Source organism: Burkholderia sp. MSMB1498, from assembly GCF_001526245.1.
Classification (GTDB): domain Bacteria; phylum Pseudomonadota; class Gammaproteobacteria; order Burkholderiales; family Burkholderiaceae; genus Burkholderia; species Burkholderia savannae.
On sequence record NZ_LOYJ01000033.1, the window covers coordinates 1 to 19104 of the forward strand.

At 69.2% G+C, this 19104-nt stretch carries 16 protein-coding genes; 8 read left to right on the plus strand and 8 right to left on the minus strand.

All coding sequences use genetic code 11. From position 1 onward, the window contains the following. The 4 genes from WS91_RS37205 to WS91_RS06170 form a co-directional block, all read left to right on the plus strand. A partial coding sequence (locus tag WS91_RS37205) for a hypothetical protein (protein WP_231751988.1) occupies positions 1–446 on the plus strand: 446 nt, incomplete at its 5' end. Between the two features lie 125 nt (positions 447–571). After that, a complete protein-coding gene (locus WS91_RS36705) occupies positions 572–820 on the plus strand; it encodes a hypothetical protein (RefSeq protein ID WP_059582556.1) in 249 nt (82 codons plus the stop codon). A 328-nt stretch (positions 821–1148) separates the two neighbouring features. Beyond that, entirely contained in the window at positions 1149–2600 is a 1452-nt protein-coding gene (locus tag WS91_RS06165; RefSeq protein ID WP_059582309.1) for an MFS transporter, read from the plus strand. 546 nt (positions 2601–3146) lie between these two features. Further along, complete coding sequence (locus WS91_RS06170; protein WP_059582313.1) at positions 3147–4409, plus strand: acyl-CoA dehydrogenase family protein; 1263 nt, start codon at positions 3147–3149, stop codon at positions 4407–4409. Between the two features lie 87 nt (positions 4410–4496). Here WS91_RS06170 and WS91_RS06175 read toward each other — a convergent pair whose 3' ends face one another. The 3 genes from WS91_RS06175 to WS91_RS36710 all read right to left on the minus strand — a co-directional run bounded on the left by WS91_RS06175 (position 4497) and on the right by WS91_RS36710 (position 6236). Continuing rightward, positions 4497–4820 (minus strand): hypothetical protein, encoded by a 324-nt coding sequence (locus WS91_RS06175; protein ID WP_059582318.1) that lies wholly within the window; start codon positions 4818–4820, stop codon positions 4497–4499. 295 nt (positions 4821–5115) lie between these two features. Next, positions 5116–5829 carry a methyltransferase family protein gene (locus tag WS91_RS06180; RefSeq protein ID WP_059582322.1) on the minus strand — a complete coding sequence of 238 codons (714 nt, stop codon included), beginning with the start codon at positions 5827–5829 and terminating at the stop codon, positions 5116–5118. A gap of 134 nt (positions 5830–5963) precedes the next feature. Next, positions 5964–6236: a hypothetical protein gene (locus WS91_RS36710; RefSeq protein WP_197422215.1), complete on the minus strand. Its 273-nt coding sequence runs from the start codon at positions 6234–6236 to the stop codon at positions 5964–5966. A gap of 237 nt (positions 6237–6473) precedes the next feature. Here WS91_RS36710 and WS91_RS06190 point away from each other — a divergent pair, with 237 nt between their 5' ends. Genes WS91_RS06190 through WS91_RS06205 form a run of 4 tightly spaced genes read left to right on the plus strand, consistent with a single transcriptional unit; the run spans position 6474 to position 11347 of the window. Further along, positions 6474–7505 carry a sugar ABC transporter substrate-binding protein gene (locus tag WS91_RS06190; protein WP_059669940.1) on the plus strand — a complete coding sequence of 344 codons (1032 nt, stop codon included), beginning with the start codon at positions 6474–6476 and terminating at the stop codon, positions 7503–7505. Next, positions 7502–9301 carry a sugar ABC transporter ATP-binding protein gene (locus tag WS91_RS06195; protein ID WP_059669941.1) on the plus strand — a complete coding sequence of 600 codons (1800 nt, stop codon included), beginning with the start codon at positions 7502–7504 and terminating at the stop codon, positions 9299–9301. The genes WS91_RS06190 and WS91_RS06195 overlap by 4 nt, the downstream gene beginning before the upstream one ends. Then, the gene (locus tag WS91_RS06200; protein ID WP_059669942.1) at positions 9298–10377 is read left to right on the plus strand and encodes an ABC transporter permease; all 1080 of its coding nucleotides are present in this window, start codon (positions 9298–9300) and stop codon (positions 10375–10377) included. The genes WS91_RS06195 and WS91_RS06200 overlap by 4 nt, the downstream gene beginning before the upstream one ends. Continuing rightward, complete coding sequence (locus WS91_RS06205; RefSeq protein WP_038746785.1) at positions 10370–11347, plus strand: ABC transporter permease; 978 nt, start codon at positions 10370–10372, stop codon at positions 11345–11347. The genes WS91_RS06200 and WS91_RS06205 overlap by 8 nt, the downstream gene beginning before the upstream one ends. A gap of 150 nt (positions 11348–11497) precedes the next feature. Here WS91_RS06205 and WS91_RS06210 read toward each other — a convergent pair whose 3' ends face one another. The 5 genes from WS91_RS06210 to WS91_RS06240 all read right to left on the minus strand — a co-directional run bounded on the left by WS91_RS06210 (position 11498) and on the right by WS91_RS06240 (position 18153). Continuing rightward, on the minus strand, positions 11498–12379 hold the full coding sequence (locus WS91_RS06210) for a hypothetical protein (RefSeq protein WP_059669974.1): 882 nt from the start codon (positions 12377–12379) through the stop codon (positions 11498–11500). A gap of 89 nt (positions 12380–12468) precedes the next feature. Then, complete coding sequence (locus tag WS91_RS06215; protein WP_156432302.1) at positions 12469–15168, minus strand: TonB-dependent siderophore receptor; 2700 nt, start codon at positions 15166–15168, stop codon at positions 12469–12471. 66 nt (positions 15169–15234) lie between these two features. Continuing rightward, positions 15235–16239 (minus strand): FecR domain-containing protein, encoded by a 1005-nt coding sequence (locus WS91_RS06220; RefSeq protein WP_038746790.1) that lies wholly within the window; start codon positions 16237–16239, stop codon positions 15235–15237. Continuing rightward, positions 16236–16745, minus strand: a complete 510-nt coding sequence (locus tag WS91_RS06225) for a sigma-70 family RNA polymerase sigma factor (protein ID WP_038746793.1) — start codon at positions 16743–16745, stop codon at positions 16236–16238. The genes WS91_RS06220 and WS91_RS06225 overlap by 4 nt, the downstream gene beginning before the upstream one ends. A gap of 913 nt (positions 16746–17658) precedes the next feature. Continuing rightward, positions 17659–18153, minus strand: a complete 495-nt coding sequence (locus WS91_RS06240) for a hypothetical protein (RefSeq protein WP_156432303.1) — start codon at positions 18151–18153, stop codon at positions 17659–17661. Between the last annotated feature and the right edge of the window lie 951 nt (positions 18154–19104).

Sequence of the window (19104 nt, forward strand, 5' to 3'; positions counted from 1 at the left end):
TTCCACACGTTCCAGCCGATAACCTGTCCAGCAGCCCAGTGCCTGAAGTGCCTTTCGATCGAGCAATTGCTTCCTCCGACATCCTTAAAATCAGGTGTCAGATTATGCAATCGCTCGAAAACCCTCCACGGTTTCCTGCGATGAACCTTTTTTTTGCGCGCACACGTGGCAAGGGCGCGGCTTGCGGATGCGCGCCGCGCGTGTCGATCGGCGGCGACGCGAAGCGATCGGCGGCGCTTTCGCTTTCATGTTCACTTGCGTTCGCGTTTGCGCTTGCGTCTTCGGCGAAGGCCCGGCGTCGCGTTCGCCGGGCCTTCGCCGAAAGCACTTTGCTTGGTTCTCCGATGCATCCGCATCGCTCACGTCGAACGCGTCTCGCCTCGCTTCGCCGACAACTTTGTCATGTTCGGATCACGTCCGCGCAGCGTCGCCCGCGCAACATGTGAGCACATCGAACGACGCGCTCCGCATCCGGCGATTCGCGCACCCGGCGGCCCGAACCGGCGCCGACGCGATCGCCTCGCAGCGAGCGCCGAATTCGAATCGAACGACATACGACAAGAGGAACATCATGAAAGCGCCGATCATCGCAGTCGCGTTCGGCATCGCGCTGGCAGCCTGCGCCCCGCTTCGCCAGGATCTCCGGTCCGGCGAAGCGGGGCCATCCGTCGCATCGTCGAAGCCCGGCGACGACGGCGGCGTGAAACGCGAATCGCGACGCCCGGCGAACGAGGTCGTCGACTACGCCGGACGCCCGTGCGTCAATCAAACCCTGTACGTGAAGATGCATCCGTGCATCTTTCCGCGGTTGCAGCGCTGAACCGCCTGGCGCGTGCGGCGTACCGCACCGCACGGCGCGTCGCCGCACGCCGTCGCGAGCCGATGCACGAAGCGATGCGCTGGCCGACCGCCGCGCCGCGCGCCCATCCGACGTCGCGCCGCGCGAACCGCCCGCGCGCGGCTTCTCCCCGATCTCCGGCCTCGAACCACGGCCGCTTTCCCGCTCCCCCTCGCTTGCCGCCCGGCCGCGTCGATTGCTTATCGCCTTGCGCTTCATAACGAATCGCAAACTGCTTCTTTGTGTTTTGCGGGCCTGCTTCGTATAACTGCGACTTCCCGTCCGAACCGCCCCGACCGAAGAGCATCCCTTGAGCACACTCGATCTCGACGCGCCGATCTCGACGCCGATCCGTTCCGCGAGCGACGTCTCGCGCCTCATCAACTCGTCGGGCTCGCGCTCCGGCCATGCGCGCGTGATCGTCCTGCTCGCGCTCGGCGGCGTGTTCCTCGACGCGTACGATCTGACGACGCTGTCGTACGGCATCCAGGACGTGACTCGCGAATTCGCGCTGACGCCCGCGCTGAGCGGGCTCGTCAGCTCATCGATCATGATCGGCACGATTCTCGGCAGCCTGATCGGCGGCTGGTTCACCGACAAGATCGGCCGCTATCAGGTGTTCATGGCCGACATGCTGTTCTTCGTCGTCGCGGCGATCGCCGCCGGGCTCGCGCCGAACGTGTGGGTGCTGATCGCCGCGCGCTTCGTGATGGGGCTCGGCGTCGGCATCGATCTGCCGGTCGCGATGGCGTTCCTCTCCGAGTTCTCGAAGTTCAGCGGGCGCGGCAACAAGGCGTCGCGGCTCGCCGCGTGGTGCCCGATGTGGTACGCGGCGTCGTCCGTATGCTTCCTGATCGTGTTCGGGCTGTATTTCCTGCTGCCCGCCGAGCACGCGGGCTGGCTGTGGCGCGCGTCGCTGATCTTCGGCGCGGTGCCGGCGCTCGTCATCATCATGGTGCGCAGCCGCTACATGAACGAATCGCCGCTGTGGGCCGCGAATCAGGGCAAGCTGAGCGACGCCGCGCGCATCCTGCGCGAATCGTACGGAATCCGCGCGCATGCGGCCGACGACGACGCGCGCCCCGCGCCGACGCAGCCGCGCGTCAGCTTCCGCGAGCTGTTCAGGCAGCCGTATCTGCCGCGCACGCTCGTCGCGAGCGCGATGAATCTGTGCATTCCGTTCGAATACACGGCGATCGCGTTCTTCCTGCCGACGATCCTGTCGCAGTTCCTCGGCGCGGGCGTGTTCGAGACGATCGCCGCGACGCTCGCGCTCAACGTGCTGTTCGCGCTGACAGGCGGGCTGCTCGGGATGCGGCTCGCGTACCGACAGCCGTCGCGGCGCGTCGCGATCGCCGGCTTCGCGCTGCAAGTCGTCGCGCTCGTCGCGCTCGCGCTGCTCGGCCATCCGCAGACCGCGCTCGGGATCGGCGTCGCGGTGCTGATGCTCGGGCTGTGGCTCTTCGCCGAAGGCTTCGGCCCCGGCGCGCAGATGATGATCTATCCGGCGTTGTCGTATCCGACGTCGATTCGCGGCACGGGGCTCGGCTTCGGGCGCTCGCTGACCGGTATCGGCAGCGCGTTCGCGCTCTTCGTGCTGCCGATTCTCAACGCGCGCCTCGGCACCGGGATGTTCTGGATCGTGTCGATCGCGGCGTTCGTGCCGATCGTGTTTCTGGCCGCGATTCGCTTCGAACCGACCGCGCGCGACGTCGATATCGATGTCGAAGGCGATCGCGAGATCGCGCGCGAAGCGGCGTAGGCGATGTCGCCGCGCGGTGTTCGGTGTTCGGTGGTCGGTGTTCGGTGGTCGGTGTTCGGTGGTCGGTGGTCGGTGGTCGGTGGTCGACGTTCGGCGTTCGACGTTCGACGTTCGACGTTCGGCGCGACGGCACCGCGATGTGTTCGCGACATCCGGGGCGGCTGCCGTGGCGGTCCCGACTTCTTCGCGATGCCGCCATGACATCGCGCGATCCGCATGGGTCGAGCGTCGCTTACCGCCGCATCCGGCATTTCGGCGGCGTCATCTGCGATACGCGATACGCGATTCGTGCGGCGCATCGCCACACATCGCGATGCGCCGCACATGGCAAGCGCCCTACGGCGAACGATGCATGTGCATTCGCCGTCGATCGTCCGCGCGTCTGCGCCCTCAACGACGGCAACGCCCGGATGCGCGAAAGCCGGATCGCCGAACCGCCCGATGCCGCCCCGCCGCGCCCGATTTCTCGCCCGGGCGACGTACAACACGCAAGCCGCCCCACATCCGTCGAATCTCCTTTTCGATCATTCACCCGAGGACCCAGCCATGCCCCAGACACTTCCCGATCATCCGCTCTCGACCGGCACCGACTACGAAACGCTCGCGGCCCGCTTCCGCCCGATCTTCGCGCGCATCGCCGCAGGCGCGATCGAGCGCGACCGCACGCGCACGCTGCCGCACGAGCCGATTCGCTGGCTGAAGGAAGCCGGATTCGGCGCGGTGCGCGTGCCCGTGCAGGCGGGCGGCGCCGGCGCGTCGATTCCGCAGCTCTTTCGCTTGCTGATCGAGCTCGCCGCCGCCGACTCGAATCTGCCGCAGGCGCTGCGCGGCCACTTCGCGTTCGTCGAGGACGCGCTGAATGCGCCGCCCGGCCCCGCGCCGCAGGCATGGTTCGACCGCTTCGCGAGCGGCCAGCTCGTCGGCAACGCGTGGACCGAGGTCGGCGACGTCGCGCTCGGCGAAGTGAAGACGCGGGTGTCGAAACGCGACGGCCGCTGGATCGTCAACGGCGCGAAGTACTACAGCACCGGGGCGATCTTCGCCGACTGGATCGACGTCTACGCGCAGCGCGCCGACGACGGCAGCCCGGTGATCGCCGCGGTCGCCACGCATCAGGCCGGCGTGATCCGCGACGACGACTGGGACGGCTTCGGCCAGGCGACGACGGGCAGCGGCACGACGCGCTTCGTCGACGCGCACGTCGACGAAGCGCACGTGACCGACTTCGCGCGGCGCTTCAAGTATCAGACCGCGTTCTATCAGCTGTTCCATCTCGCGACGCTCGCGGGCATCGGCCGCGCGGTCGAGCGCGACGCGAGCGCGCTCGTGCGCGAACGCAAGCGGATCTACAGCCACGGCAACGCGCCGCGCGTGAGCGACGATGCGCAGATCCTGCAGGTCGTCGGCGAGATCTCGGCGTGGGCGTATGCGGCCGAGGCGGTCGCGCTGCGCGCCGCGCAGCCGTCGCAACGCGCATACGAGGCCCGCTTCGGCGGCGACGCCGCCGCCGAGCACGATGCGAACGTAGCGGCCGAGATCGAATCGGCGCAAGGGCAACTGGTCGTGTCGGAGCTGGTGCTGCGCGCGGCGACGCATCTGTTCGACGCGCTCGGCGCGTCGGCGATCAGCTCGGCGAAGGCGCTCGATCGTCATTGGCGCAACGCGCGCACGGTCGCGTCGCACAATCCGCTCGTCTACAAGGCGCGGATCGTCGGAGACCGTGCCGTCAACGGAACCGAGCCGCCGTACGTATGGCAGATCGGCGCGGGGGCCGGCAAGCGAGAAGAAGAAAAGGAAAAGGCGGCGTGACGCGCGCAGGCGCTGCGGCGTGCGCGCCGCGCATGCCCGCCCGGCGCCCGTGCGGCGCCAGGCGGGCCGATCGCTAGCGCCGCGCCGTCACGTATTGGAGCCGACGACGTTCAGCCCACCCGACCCGCTGAACGTCAGCGTGTTGTTGGTGTTCAGCACGTTGTCCCAGGTGCTGCCGCGCGCCGTCACGATCTGCGCGCCGTTCGAGAACGCGCCGTTCGCCGCCGACGTGATGACGAGCCCGTTCAGGTACGGATTCTGACTGTTGCCGTATTCGACCGTCTGCTTTCCGTTGGCAGCCAGCGATACGGTGATCGTCGCGCCGGATTGGCTGGGATCGGAGCCCTGACGGGTCACCAGTTCGATGCTGAGCGGCAATCCACTTTGATTGACGAGATTCTTGTAAGCCATGTCGCATCTCCCGAGGCGGGCCAGGTCATGGCGGCTGGCGGCGCCGGCCCGCCGGAGCGCGCCCCGCCAGTCCGTGAAGCCAGTACGAATACTAGGTCACATCGCCCGCGGCGCGAACCTAGCATTTCTGGTAGGTGTCCGAACGCGTCGCGCGCGAACCGGCAACGCGCGGGCGCGGCGTTTCGATTCGGATAGCGAGCGCCGGCCCGGCGCGCGGCCGGCGAAAAGATGAAACCGCGCGATGTCGATCGGCGCGATCGGCGCGATCGGGCCGGCCGATGCGCGCCTGCGCGCATCAGAAGATGCCCGGGATCACCCGATAGCGGACCGAACGCCGGTAAGCGCGATACGCGGCGTCCTCCGACAGGACCCGCTCCTCGCGATGAATTCGGCCGACCTGCAAGCCGATCTGCAGCGCGACCGCGATCAGGTTGCGCACGCTGAAGTTCGTCAACAGGAAGCCCGTATCGATGATCAGGTACCCGAGATACATCGGGTGCCGAACGAACCGGTATGCGCCGCGCGACACGACGCCGCGGTTCGCGGGCAGGATGCCGAACGATTTTCTCAGCGACGCCTTCGCGAACAGTTGCCAGAACAGGCCGAACAGCTGGATCGCCGCGCCGATCGTCTCCGGGATCAACTGGTGGCTCGCGCTCAACTGGAAGACGAGATAGTAGAACGTGCCGCCGAGCGAAAAGAACAGCGCGACCGGGCTCCAGTCCCGCTGTTTCGGCGGCTCGGCGAACAGCGACAAGCCGACCGTCAGCGTCGTCGAGACCGCGAGCAGGATCAGCGTGATCCGCGACGGATCGAGCCGCCACTGCATGTACGCCGCATACGCGAAAATTCCTAGCGCGAGCGCCGCGGCGACGCGCGCGAACACTTCGATCAGGATGCCGGCGAAACCCTCGGCGCCGTGCGCGGCGCCCGGGCGCGCAGCCGCCGCAAGCACGGCCGCCGCGCCGTGCCGCTTGGTGGCCCTCAGTGGCCGGATATCGTGTTCCATCGCGAGCCCCCCGTTTCGTCGCCTCATTGTTTTCTGTCGATCGAGCTTATCACGCGGCTCGCGCACGCCGGCATGCCGAATCTAAAAATTAGGTTAAGTCCTTCGATAATAAATCGATGGTTTTCCCGATTCGATCAAATACAATCGTTTGCGAATGAACCGAAGAATCCGAGCGCATGATTCTCTTGCCAAAAGGCGCCACGCTCACGCCGCTCATTCGGGTTTTCCAGAAGCGAGCGCGCCTGTTCCGCGCCTGTTCCGCGCCGCTCCGGCCAAGGCTTCGGCGGCTTCCTTTCATCGGATCTTATTCGCGCGACGCCATTTTCCCATTCGCTTTCATTCATTCCATTTTGATTTATCGGATCGCCGGACAATTCATTCAGCATTGCTCCGGCATCGGTTTTCATTACCCTGACAAAATCCGGATGACGGTCGAGGGTTAACGCCGAGAGCCTAGCGCCGAAAGCGTCCGCTTTGTCGCGGGTTCGCCGTCCGCGTCGATTCCCGCTCCGCATCTTTGCTTGTGCGGCCCGCGCATTTGCCGCAATCCCATAACCAAAGCACGAATCCATCGTTCCCTTCGCCGCCGCCGTTGCACAGAATCGTTCATTCGTCTCAACGCCCGCACCGAACGCTCACGCACCATGTCACGCCCGCTCCCGCCGCTCGCCCGCCTGCTGTCCACGCTGTTCGCCGCCGCGCTCGCGCTCGGTCTAGCCGCCGCTTCCGTTCGCGCCGCTGCGCCCGAGCAGCCCGATCGCGCGCCGCCGCTCGCCGGCAAGCGGATCGGCATCACGGTAGCCGGCACCGATCATTACTGGGACTTGCAGGCCTACCAGGGCGCCGTCAACGAAGTGAAGCGCCTCGGCGGCACACCGATCGCGCTCGACGCCGGCCGCAACGACAGCCGCCAGATCGCGCAGATCCAGACGCTGATCGCGCAGAAGCCCGACGCGATCATCGAGCAGCTCGGCACCGCGTCCGTGCTCGAACCGTGGCTCAAGAAGATCCGGCAGGCGGGCATACCGCTCTTCACGATCGACACCGCGTCGCCATCGAGCCTGAACGTCGTCACATCGGATAACTTCGTGATCGGTTCGCAGCTCGCGCTCAAGCTCGTCAACGACATTCGCGGCGAAGGCAACATCCTCGTCTTCAACGGCTTCTACGGCGTGCCCGTCTGCGCGATCCGTTACGACCAGCTGAAGGCCGTGCTGAAGTGGTATCCGAAGGTGAAGATCATCGAGCCCGAACTGCGCGACGTGATCCCGAACACCGCGCAGAACGCGTATGCGCAGATCAGCCAGTTGCTGCAGAAGTATCCGAAGGGCTCGATCGCGGCGATCTGGGCCGCGTGGGACATCCCGCAGGTCGGCGCGACGCAGGCCGTCGACGCGGCCGGCCGCGGCGAGATCCGCACGTACGCCGTGGACGGCAGCCCCGAGGCGGTCGCGCTCGTGAAGAATCCGAAATCGAGCGCGGCGGCCGTCGTCGCGCAGCAGCCGGCGTTGATCGGGCGAACCGCCGTGCGCAACGTCGCGCGCTATCTGGCGGGCGACCGGTCGCTGCCGGCGTATACGTTCGTGCCGTCGGTGCTCGTCACCAAGGACAACGCGGGCGGCGCGCCGCGCACGCTCGGGCAGGCGTCCGCCGACGCCGAGGTCGCGCGGCGATGACGGCGGCGCTTCCCGCCGTATCCGCCGTATCCGCTGTATCCGCCGCGTCGACAGCCACGGCCGACGCGGGCGCCGCACGCGCGAAGAGTGACGCCGGCGCGCCGCTCGCGCTCGACGTGCGGCGCGTCGTCAAGCGCTTCAACGGCGTCGCCGCGCTGCGCGGCGCGTCGCTCGCGGTGACGCGCGGCACCGTGCACGGGCTGATCGGCCAGAACGGCGCGGGCAAATCGACGCTCATCAAGATGCTCGCGGGCCTCCACGCGCCGGACGAAGGCGAGATCGCGGTCGGCGGCGCGCCGCTGGCGACGCTCTCCGCCGCGGCGGCCGGCTCCGCTCGCGAGCGGCCCGCCCGCATCGGCTTCATCCATCAGGAACGCCTGCTGCCCGCGACGTTTACGGTCGCCGAGGCGCTGTTCTTCCCGCGCCCGCCGACGCTCGGCGGCGCGTCGCGGCTCGCCCGCCTGCTGCCGCTCGACGTCGGCCGGATGCGGCGCGACTGCCGCGCGGTGCTGCACGAGCAGTTCGGCGTCGATCTGCCGCCCGATCGCCTGATCGGCGAGCTCTCCGTCGCGGAGCAGCAGATCGTGCAGATCACGAGCGCGCTGATCGGACGCCACGAGATCCTCGTGTTCGACGAGCCGACCGCCGCGCTCGTGTCGAGCGAGGTCGACCGGCTGCTGCAGACGATCGAGCGGCTGCGCGCCGGCGGCCACACGATCCTCTACGTATCGCATTACCTGAACGAGATCGCGCGCGTGTGCGATCGGGTGACCGTGCTGCGCGACGGCGTCGACGTCGCGCATCTCGACGCGCGCGACGCGTCGCGCGATGCGCTCGTCGCCGCGATGATCGGCGCGCCGCAAAACGCCGACGGCGATGCCGCCGATGCTACCGATGCTACCGATGCTACCGATGCTACCGCTCGCGGCGCGACGCCGCGCCGCGAGCGGGCCGCGCCGCGCACGCCGGGCGAGGTCGCGCTCGACGTGCGCGACCTCGCGCTGCCCGGCCGCTTCGGCCCGCTGTCGTTTGCGGTGCGGCGCGGCGAGGTCGTCGGCCTGACGGGCGTGCTCGGCTCGGGCGGCAAGGACGTGATCCGCGCGCTCTTCGGCCTCGCGCGCGGCGTGCGCGGCGGCGTCGCGCTCGACGGCCGTCCCGTGCGCGTGCGCCGGCCGCGCGACGCGGTCGCGCACGGCATCGCGCTCGTGCCGGAGAACCGCGTCGCGCACGGCGTCGCGCTCGCGTTGTCGGTGCGCGAGAACGTCGTGCTCGCGAGCCTGCCGCGCGTGTCGCGCTTCGGCTTCATGCGCGGCCGCCGCGAAGCCGACGCCGCCGACGCGCTGATCCGCCGGCTCGACATCCGCCCCGCGCGCGCCGACTGGCCGGTGCGCTTCCTGTCGGGCGGCAACCAGCAGAAGGTCGCGCTCGCGAAGTGGCTCGGGCGCGCGTCGTCGGTCTATCTGCTCGACGAGCCGACGGTCGGCGTCGACGTCGGCGCAAAGGCCCAGATCTACCGGCTGATCGACGAGCTCGCGCGCTCGGGCGCCGCCGTGCTGCTGTTTTCGAGCGACCTGACCGAGCTGCTCGACGTGACCGATCGCGTGTACGTGATGGCGCGCGGCGAGATCGTCGCGGCGCGCGCGTCCGCGCAAACGACGACGCAGGACGTGCTCGCGTGGGCGACGCTCGCGCGCGAGCCGCGGCAAGGCGATGCCGGCGCGCACGATGCGGCGGCCGCCGCCGACGCGTCGCGCGACGAGAAGCCGGCGCCGCCCGCCGCGGAGGCGGCGGCATGAGCCGCGGCGCATTCGATCTCGGCCGCCCGGCCACGGCGACGCGGCGCGCGAATGACGCGGCGGCCGCGCAACGCCCGCACGCGCGCGGCCGCGCCCTCGGCCATGCGCTCGACCGCCGCGCCCTCCTTCGCGGCGGCGCATGGCTTGCGCTCGCTCTCGTATTCGCGGGCTTTTCGATCGGCTCGCCGCTCTTCCTGACATTCGCGAACCTCGGCAACGTGCTGCAGCAAAGCGCCGTCACCGGCCTGCTCGCGTTCGGCCTGACGATCGTGATGATCGGCGGCGGCGCGGACGCGGTCAAAGGCGGGCTCGACCTGTCGATCGCGGCCAATCTCGGCCTGTGCGCGGCGGTGTTCGCGGTCCTCACGCGCGACGGGCACGGCGACGCGTTCGCGATCGCCGCGACCTGCGCGACGGGCGTCACGGTCGGCGCGGTGAACGCGTGGGCGGTCGCGTGGCTGCGAATCCTGCCGCTCCTCGCGACGCTGACGACGATGAACGTCTGCGCGGGCCTCGAGCTCGTGCTGACCGAGAACACGCCGGTGCCGTCGGCGAGCCCGCTGCTCGGCGCGCTCGTCGGCGCGGGCCCGTTCGGCGCGGCGTGGCTGGCTTACGCGCTCGTCGGCGTCGCGGCCACGCTCGGCGTGCTCGTTCACCGAACCCGCTACGGGCTGCGGCTGCACGCGGTCGGCGCGCATCGCGCGGCGGCGCTCGCCGCGGGCGTCGACGCGCGCCGCCACGTCGCGTCGAGCTATCTCGCAAGCGGCCTGTCCGCCGCGCTCGCCGCGCTCGCGTCGTCGGCGCTCCTGAGCGGCAGCGCGCCCGGCGCGGGCGACTACCTGCTGCCCGTCGTCGCCGCGGTGCTGCTCGGCGTGGTGTTCTCGCGGCGGCTCGTGCCGACGATCCCCGGCACGCTCGTCGCCGTCCTGTTCGTCGGCGTGCTCGCGAACGGCTTTCAGTTGAACAACGTGTCGAGCTATTGGGTGAGCGGCGTCGAGGGCGCGCTGATTCTCTTCGTCGTCGCGGCCGTCGCGCTGCTGCGCCGGCACCAGTCGGAGGGTCCCTTCGATGCATGACGCATTCGATCGCCTGCAACGCTTCGCCGCCGTCGGCGCGCTGGTCGCCGTTCTCGCGTTCTTCGCGGTCGCGGCGCCCGGCTTCGCGACGCTCGCGAACGTCGAGCGCGTGCTCGTCAACAACTTCGCCCTCCTCGCGATCGCCGCGCTCGGGATGACGCTCGCGCTGTCGATCGGCGCGATCGATCTGTCGCTCGGCACCGCGATCGACGTCGCGAGCCTCGCGTTCGTCGCGGCGCTCGCGCATCGCGCGGGCTTCGCACCCGCCGCGCTCGCGGGCCTCGGCGCGGCGCTCGCGGTGGGCGCGGGCAATGCGCTGCTCGTCACGCGGCTCGGGATCGCGCCGTTTCTCGCGACGCTCGGCACGCTCTTCATCGGCCAGACGATCCAGCAGCTCGCGACGGGCGGCGGACAGCCGATCTACCTGCTGAGCGCCGCTCCGCCGCCCGCGTTCGACGCGCTCGCGCACGGCGCCTGGTTCGGCGTCGCGCTGCCGCTGTGGATCGTCGCCGCGCTCGCGATCGCGCTGCATCTCGCACTCGAGCATTCGACGCTCGGCCGGCAGGCACGCGCGCTCGGCGCGCAACCGGGCGTCGCGCGCTACTCGGGGCTGCGCGTCGGCGCGCTCGCGGCGGGCGCGTTCGTCGCGAGCGCGCTGATCTACGGCACCGCCGGGCTCGTGTTGTCGTCGACGGTCAAGTCGTACGCGCCGCAAGCGGGCAACGCGTATCTGCTGAACGCGATCGGCGCGACGTTCATCGGCGCGACGCTATCCGCGACGCGCCGGCCGAACGTCGTCGGCACGCTGGTCGGCGTGCTGCTCGTCAGCTTCGTCGCGAACGGGCTGCTCCTGATCGGGTGGAATTTCTACTGGCAGCAGGTGGCGAGCGGCGCGCTCGTGTTCGCGGTGCTCGTGCTCGGGTCTGCATTCGGGCGCGGACGCCTCGCGCGCGAGGCGGGCCACGCGTGAAGCGGCGGGCGCGACGTCCGCTGATGGCGAGTTGCCGGATGGCGAGTTGCGGAACGGCGAGTTGCCGAATTGCCGGATGCTGAGTCGTCGGATGGCGAGTTGCCGGACGCCGAGTCGTCGGCTGCCGCGCTCCGCCTCCAGAGCCGCCGCTCAGCGCAAGCCCGCCGCCCAGTCGATCGCCGCGTCGAACAGCGCGACGCCCTCCGGCGACAGATTGCCGAACGTGTCGTTGTTCAGGAAGAACATCACGCGCCGCGCGGGCGCGAGCGATTCGTAATCCATCGTCGCGCCTTTCTCGTAGGCGAAGATCGCCGCCTTGTCCGGCTCGCCGTAGACGGTTGCGACGATGCTCGCGCCGAGCCCGGGCTTGCCCCAGCTCATCGACGCCTGCCGGCCGTAGACGTTCGTCGTGCCCGCGGGCAGCCCCGCCGCGATCGGATGCGGCGCATTCACGAGCCACAGATAGCGCGCCTTGCCCGTCTCGCCGAAATCGACGTCGTGGCGCTTGCCCGTCATCGCGAAATCGTCGAGCAGATCGTTCTCCCACGTCAGCAGCGGCTTCGCGAGCGTGCGCCAGCCGCGCGCGACGCGCTTGCTCGACACGCTCGACGACACGATCACGAGATCGGCGTCGGCCGCGGCGTCGACGGGCTGCGCTTCGTCGACGAAGCGCACCGCGTAGCCGCGCGATTCCAGATGCGCCTTCGCCCGCTCGTCCGTCTTCAGATTGGGCCCGCCGAGCTGGACGAGCATCGCGACGCGCTTGCCGGCAGCGGGCTTCGGCGAGCCGCCGGGCGCGCGCTGCGGCTGCCCGGCGGACGCGGGCGTCGCCGCGGCCGCGGCTGACTGCGTGACCAACTGCGTGGCCGATTGCGCGGTCAACTGCGTGGCCGGCTGCATGGCCGGTTGCATGGCCGGCTGCGCGACGACAGGCGTCGCCGCGCCCGCAAGGCCATATGCGAGCACTGCGCCGCCGAGGCCGCGCAGCACGCGGCGGCGCGCCTGCGCCACACGATCGAATCGTTGCTTCATCGGTTTCTCCCGCGCGCCCGCGCCGTGCGCCGCACGGCACGAAGCGCGCTTCATCGATTCAAAAAATCCGCGATGGAAAACGCCGCCGCTCAGAACTGCAGCGTCGTCAGCAGCGACACCTGCCGCGCGTCGCCGATCGACACGAAGTAGCGGTTCACGCTCGACGGGTAGTAAGTCCGGTTGAACAGATTCTTCACGTTGAGCTGGAACTGCAGCTTCTGCTTGCCGATCCGCGTGTCGTAGGTCGCGAACGCATCGGCGGTCGCGTACGCGGGCAGCGTGAAGCTGTTCGCCGAATCGCCCGGCCGCGCGCCGACGTAGCGCCCCGCCGCGCCGATCCGCAGATCGTCGCCGCCGAACACCGTGCCCACGTCGTAGACGGCCGCGAGCGAGGCCGTGTGCCGCGCGACGTTCCACAGCCGGTTGCCCGCGTAGAGCGGGTCTTCGGTCGTCTTCGCGTCGATGTACGCATAGCTCGCGATCACGTTCCAGCGCTCGCCGATCCGCCCCGACACGTCGAGCTCGATCCCGCGCGAGCGCGCGCGGCCGGACGTGCGCCAGTCGGTCTGGCTCGTCGCGTCGTTGTACTGCGACACGAGCACGTTCTTCTTGTCGATGTTGAAGAACGCGAGCGTGCCCGTCAGGCCGCTCGGCATGTCGAGCTTCGCGCCGAGCTCCCACGACGCGCCCTCCTCGGGCGCGGTCGAGCCGTCGATCACGTAGCCGCCCGTCATCGGCGCGATCTTCGAGGTCGGCTTGAGCGACTGCGTGTAGCTGCCGTACAGCGACAGCGCGTCGTTCCATTTGTAGACGATGCCCGCGCGCGGCAGCCACTTCGTGCCGCTCAGGTTCGTGTTGACCCGGAACGGCCGGCCGCGTCCCGCGATCTGGCTGTAGCGCACGAAGCGCGCGCCGCCGACGAGAATCCACTTGTCGGTCAGGTGAACGCTGTCCTGAAAGAACAGCGACGCGGTGTGCAGCGTGTCGCTCTGATCGCTGTCGGACGCCGAGACGGTCGTCGACGGCGGAATCAGCCCGTACGTCGGATTCAGATAGCTGAACGGCGTCTTGATCGACTTGCGCAGCATGTCCGCGCGATAGACCCGCCGGTATTCGCTGTCGACGCCGAACTGCACGTCGTGCCGCATCCCGGCGAGCGTGACGCGGCCGTCGACGTACGCGATCCCGTAGCTGTCGGTGCTGCGCGAGCCGTGCGTCGCGTCGTTGCTGCGCGTGAGCGTGCCCTTGAGCGGATCGATCGCCGTGATGCGAATCTGGTTCGCATCGTAGGTCTCGCGGTTGTAGCTGTAGCCGAGGTGCACCTTCCAGTCGGGCGCGAGCCGATGGTCGACCGTTAGTTGCGCAAGATTCGATTCGCCGCGCATGTCGTTGAACGGCTCGTCGAGGCGCCGCCGCGCGGGAATCGCGAGCGGCTCGCCGGTGCGCGGATCGAGCGCGGTGCCCCGGTCGAACGGCATCAGGAAGCGCCGGTACTCGTACGACAGCACCACCTGCGTATCGCGGCCGTACCACGCGAGCGACGGCGCGACGAGCGTCTCGCGATGCTCGCCGTAGTTGCGCCAGTACTGTTCGTTCGTCTGATCGACGATCAGGCGGTACGCGAGCCGCGAATCGCCGATCGCGCCCGTCGAGTCGAACGTGACTTCGCCGCCGTTCCTGCCGTGCCCGTAGGTCGAGCCGAGCACCGAGATCGCGTTGTAGCGCGCGAGCTGCGGCTGCTTCGTGACGACGTTGATCACGCCGCCCGGGTCCATGATCCCGTACAGCAGCGACGCCGGCCCCTTCAGCACTTCGACGCTGTCCGTCGTCGCGTTCAGCGAGCGCCCCTGCACGATCGGCATTCCGTTGCGCATCACCGAGCCGTCGCGGTTGTCGCCGAAGCCGCGCTTCATGACCGTGTCCTGCGTGCTGCCGAGCGTGTTGCCCTGCGTGATGCCGCTCACGTTCGCGAGCGCGTCGTCGAGGTTGCGCGGGCGCTGGTCGCGCAGCACCTGCTGCGGCACGATGTTGACGGCCTGCGGCACCTCGGCGAGCGGCGCGTCGCTGCGCAGGCCCGCGGCCTCGCGCGGCGGCCGGTAGCTGTCCGCGTGCAGGCCGCTCGCGCGCACCGAGACGGTGGGCAGCGTCGTGTCGGCCGCGAGCGCGGCGCCCGCGCCCGGCGCGGCCGGCGCGGCGGACAGCTTGACGAGCGTATAGCCGCCGCTCGGCTGCGTCACGGCCACAAGGCCCGTGCCCGTCAGCAGCCGGTCGAGCGCCGCCGCCGTGTCGGCGCGGCCGTGCAGGCCGGGGCTTTGCAAGCCGGCCGCCAGCTCGCCGGGGAACGACAACAGAATGCCCGCCTCGCGGCCGAAGCGGGTCAGCGCGGCGTCGAGCGGGCCGGCCGGGATGTCGTACGCGCGCATCGCGGCGGCCGGCTCGGCGGCCTTCGATGCGGCGGGCGCGGCGAACGCCGCGAACAGCGCGGCGGCGGCGACGCTCTTGACGATGCGACGGGGCGCGAACTGCGGCGCGGGCGCCTCGCTCCGCCGCTGCTCGCTTCGCTGCGCCGCATGCGCGCGGCCATGCGCACGAGACGGACGCGCGGCGTGCGCCGCCGGTTCAGCGGGTTCAGCGGGTTCAGCCGGTTCGGCCGGCACGAGCGCCGGGGCGGCGAACGCGCCGCCGCGCGCCTGGCGATATTGGCGATATTGGCGATATTGGCGATTGCAGAATGAATCCATGATCGATGACTCGTTGACGATGGGTGGAATGCAGCCTTCACTTCCCATGTCACGCGAACATCGAAAACGGCTCAGACCCGGCGAAATTTTTTTGTCCGAAGCGCTCGCAAGCGCTCATTCGCGCGCCGCGACGACCGTCACCCAGTAGCGGGTCACGTATTCGACGTCGACGGGCAGAGTCTCGCGCAACGTGTCGAGGATGCGGTCGGTATCGTCGAGCGGATACGTGCCCGACACGCGCAGGTTCGCGACCGCCGCGTCGCAGCGCACGCGGCCCGCGCGGTAGCGGTCGATCTCGGCGAGCAGATCGGCGAGGCGCAGGTTCGACGCGACGAGAATCCCGTCGGCCCACGCGCCCGCGCCGCCGCCGATCGCGCGCGGCGGCCCGGCGAGCGCGTCGCGCGTGAAATCCGCGCCGTGCCCGGCCGTGACCCATGGCGCGTCGCCCGCCGCGCGCAGCGGCGCGATCCGCACCGCGCCCTCGAACACGTCGACGCGCGTCGCGTCGCCGCGCTCGCGCACCGAAAAGCGCGTGCCGACCGGCCGCACGTCGCCGTGCGCGGTCGCGATCACGAGCGGACGGGCGACGGCGCGCGCCGCGTCGTCGCCGCTCGTCACCATGATCTCGCCACGCAACAGGCGCACGCGGCGGGTTGCGTCGTCGAAGCGGACGTCGATCGCGCTGGCGGTGTTCAGGACGACTGTCGTGCCGTCCGCGAGCGTGATCGTGCGCCGCTCGCCGATCGCCGTGCGCACGTCGGCGCCCCACGCGCGCCACGGCGCGTCGACATCGGCCATCCATGCGGCGCCGCCCGCGAACAGCAGCACCGCGAGCGCCTTGACCGCCGCGCGCCGCTCGCGCGAGCGCGGCGGCAACAGCGCGGCCCGGGCGGCCTGCGCGCTCAGCGCGTCTGCGACGCGGCCGAGCCGTCCGTTGACGGATTCGATGTGGCGCCACGCGGCGTCGTGCGCCGGATCTTCCGCGCGCCAGCGCGCCAGGCGCGCGCGCGTTGCGTCGGTCGCATGCCCGGAGCCGAGCTCGACCCACCATTGCACCGCGCGGCGCGCGACGGGCGCGGGCACCGCGGGCGAGCCGCACGAGCGCTGCGCCCCGCTCATGCGGCGATCGCGAAATAGCACTGCGCGCCCGCCTTCACGAGGTAGCGCTTGACGGTCGCGAGCGACACGCGCAGCTCGGCCGCGATCTGCGCATGCGTCATCCCGTCGAGCTGCGCGAGCAGGAACGCGCGCCTGACCGCGGCGGGCAGCCCGTCGAGCATCCGCTCGATCTCGACGAGCGTCTCGAACAGGATCGCGCGCGTCTCCGGCGACGGCGCGACCTCCTGCGGCAACTGCGCGAGCGCATCGAGATACGCGCGCTCGAGCCGCTCGCGCCGCCAGTGGTTGTACAGCACGCGCTGCGCGACCGTCGTCAGGAACGCGCGCGGCTCGGCCGCGTCGATTGGCTCGTCGCGCGCGAGGAGGCGGATGAACGTGTCGTGAACGAGATCGGCCGCGCGATCGCCGCAGCCGAGCTTCTTCGTCAGCCAGCCGTGCAGCCAGCCGCGATGGCCCGTGTAGAGCGCAGCGATCTCTCGCTGCAAAGGCAGAGTGTTGGCCGGCATGGACGTGATCCCCCCGGACCGTCGCGCCGGGATGCGGTTTTGTAAATGAGAATGATTATTATATACAAGCTTGTAATCGGACAGTTAGCATGGCCGCGCGATCTGTGGGGCCGCCGCCACTTTCCGGCGGCGGCGGCGGGCATTCGTGATCCTTGATTCGTCGCTTGATTCGTCGCTTGATTCGTCGCGATGGCCGGCCGATCCCGATGCGCGTCGCGCCGATACGGTCGCCTCGCTCGTCGCATCAGGCTGGCGATTTACGGGGCCGACGCCAACGCGTACGAGCGACGGGCGCCGCACGCGCGAGCGCGTGCCCCCGCCGACGGCCCCCCGATGAGCCATGCGATCGAATGCCCGACGCAGCCTCGCATCGACGTTCGCGACGGCCGCCGCGCCCGCTCGGCGCGCCGATGCGCGATCAGCCGCGCCCCCATCCGCCGCGGATCGACGCAGGCCGCATTCCGGTTGAAGCGTGAACACGTGACGAGCGAGCGCGTCATGGCGATCGTCGGCGTGCGGGCGAGCGCCCGGCGCGTCTCGAGCAGCCGCCGTGGTTCTGGTTCGACCCGTGCGATCGCCGGCTTCAGGCGGCCGGCAGCCCCTCACTCGGCGAACGCATCGTCGCAACGCCGGAATCCGTTTTCATTTCGCCGCGCGCGAGCGGCTCGCGCCGAGCGCGGCCACGGCCCGGCTTGCGGATTCGTCGACGCAATGACGCTCGCGCGGATGATCGTCGGGCACGGCGATGCGATCGCGCAGGACAAGCCCGTCGCTCCGACGATCCGACGATCCGAGATCGATGAACGGCGGTCGAGACGCGAGCGCGACGACGCCCGCGCCATTTGCCCTTCGGAGCGCGCGCCGAAACACTTGCGATCGACAAAGCAACCGCGAAGGCCGCTTTGTCGCATCGTCACTGGCCGGCTGCTTCGGGCGCAAACGACTTCTGAACGATCCGCCCGGCGACTTGAAGCACCTCCTCCCGCATCGCGCCGTCGAACGATTGCGCGGCGACGCCAAGCTCCGACACCAGGGTCGCCGTCAGCGGGTTCGGTCCCGGCCACGGCCAGGGGTGGCCGGGAGGCCGCGTGCCGCACCAATCGTCGATGAAATCGGCGATGGCGACGTCGACGCTTCTGGACAGATCGCGGCGAGGCTGCCCTTCCGGCATTTGGCGCGCGACCTGGTTCAGACCGATCGCCGAGATGAGAAAGGACGTTGCGGGCGACCAGGGATTCGGTTCGGGGTCGGCGGCAAACCACGGGGTCGGCGGCGGCTCCGACGCTCGCGCGGCGAGGTGCGCGCGCAAATGGTGCGGATGCCCGCCGCCGAGGGACGGATTATGAAGCAGCGCCTTGACCAGATCGTCCCACGAGCCCAAATAGGGTGGAAGCCATGGAGTACTCATCGCTCACCTCCGCAAATGAATTGCCGCTGGAGTTGCGGGGCCGATTTTTTTCAGGAGGACTGACGCCCGGCCCGATAGGCGATCAGCCGATCGACATGACGGGAAAACCGAATCATTGAGTGCGAGTAAATCGATCAAACTGAATCCTTGCGATGGAAATCCCCGTCACCGAAGCAGACAGAGATGTCCGCCGGAATAGCCTTTTAACGAGTAGTGCTGCCCATCTCGAATCCGCGGCGGCGCAATGAAGCTATCGCACGAAAAAACCATTCAGCCCGGTTCCGTTTGAAATACACGCGGCGGAAACGGACGGCCGAACGTCTGGAGCGCGAGCGATGAGAAACCGCTCGGCGCTGTCCGGTTCGCCGGCGTCAAGCAAGCCGCAAAGCGCCGGCGAACCGGCGCTTCGACTCGCGATGCGAATCGCGCCGCGGACGCGCCCATATCGAATTCGGCGGAGTCTGTACGAATGGAAAAATTGGATTCCCGCCCATGGCGCCGAACCGGCTACACCTCTAAATTGGCCGGACCAGGCGTTCCCCGGCGCATCGACATACGCGGCTTGCCCTCATCAAATTTCGTGAATTGACACGCGTTGCGTCAGTCATTATTCAGCGTGCGAAATCCCCCGGTAAGCGCCGCACGGATAAGGCGAGCCGATCGTTTCTTCTCGTCTGAAAAACAGCTCATGCCTACGAAGAATAAGCAGCAAAAACTGAATTGCAAGAGAATCGGCATCATGGTTTTCAACTACTTTATCAATCCGATTTCGCGCGCCGTCTCACGGAAATTGATTCATTAAGCAGCTAGTCGATAAACGGGTAACACGGGAATATAGGAGATTATGCGAGCGGCGAATCGAGCTCCATGAACGGACATCCAACCTGCGTCGCTCATCGCTCCCTCCCGGCCGCTTGCCGTGCGCCGTGTCCGGCTGCAGGCGCTCGCGGC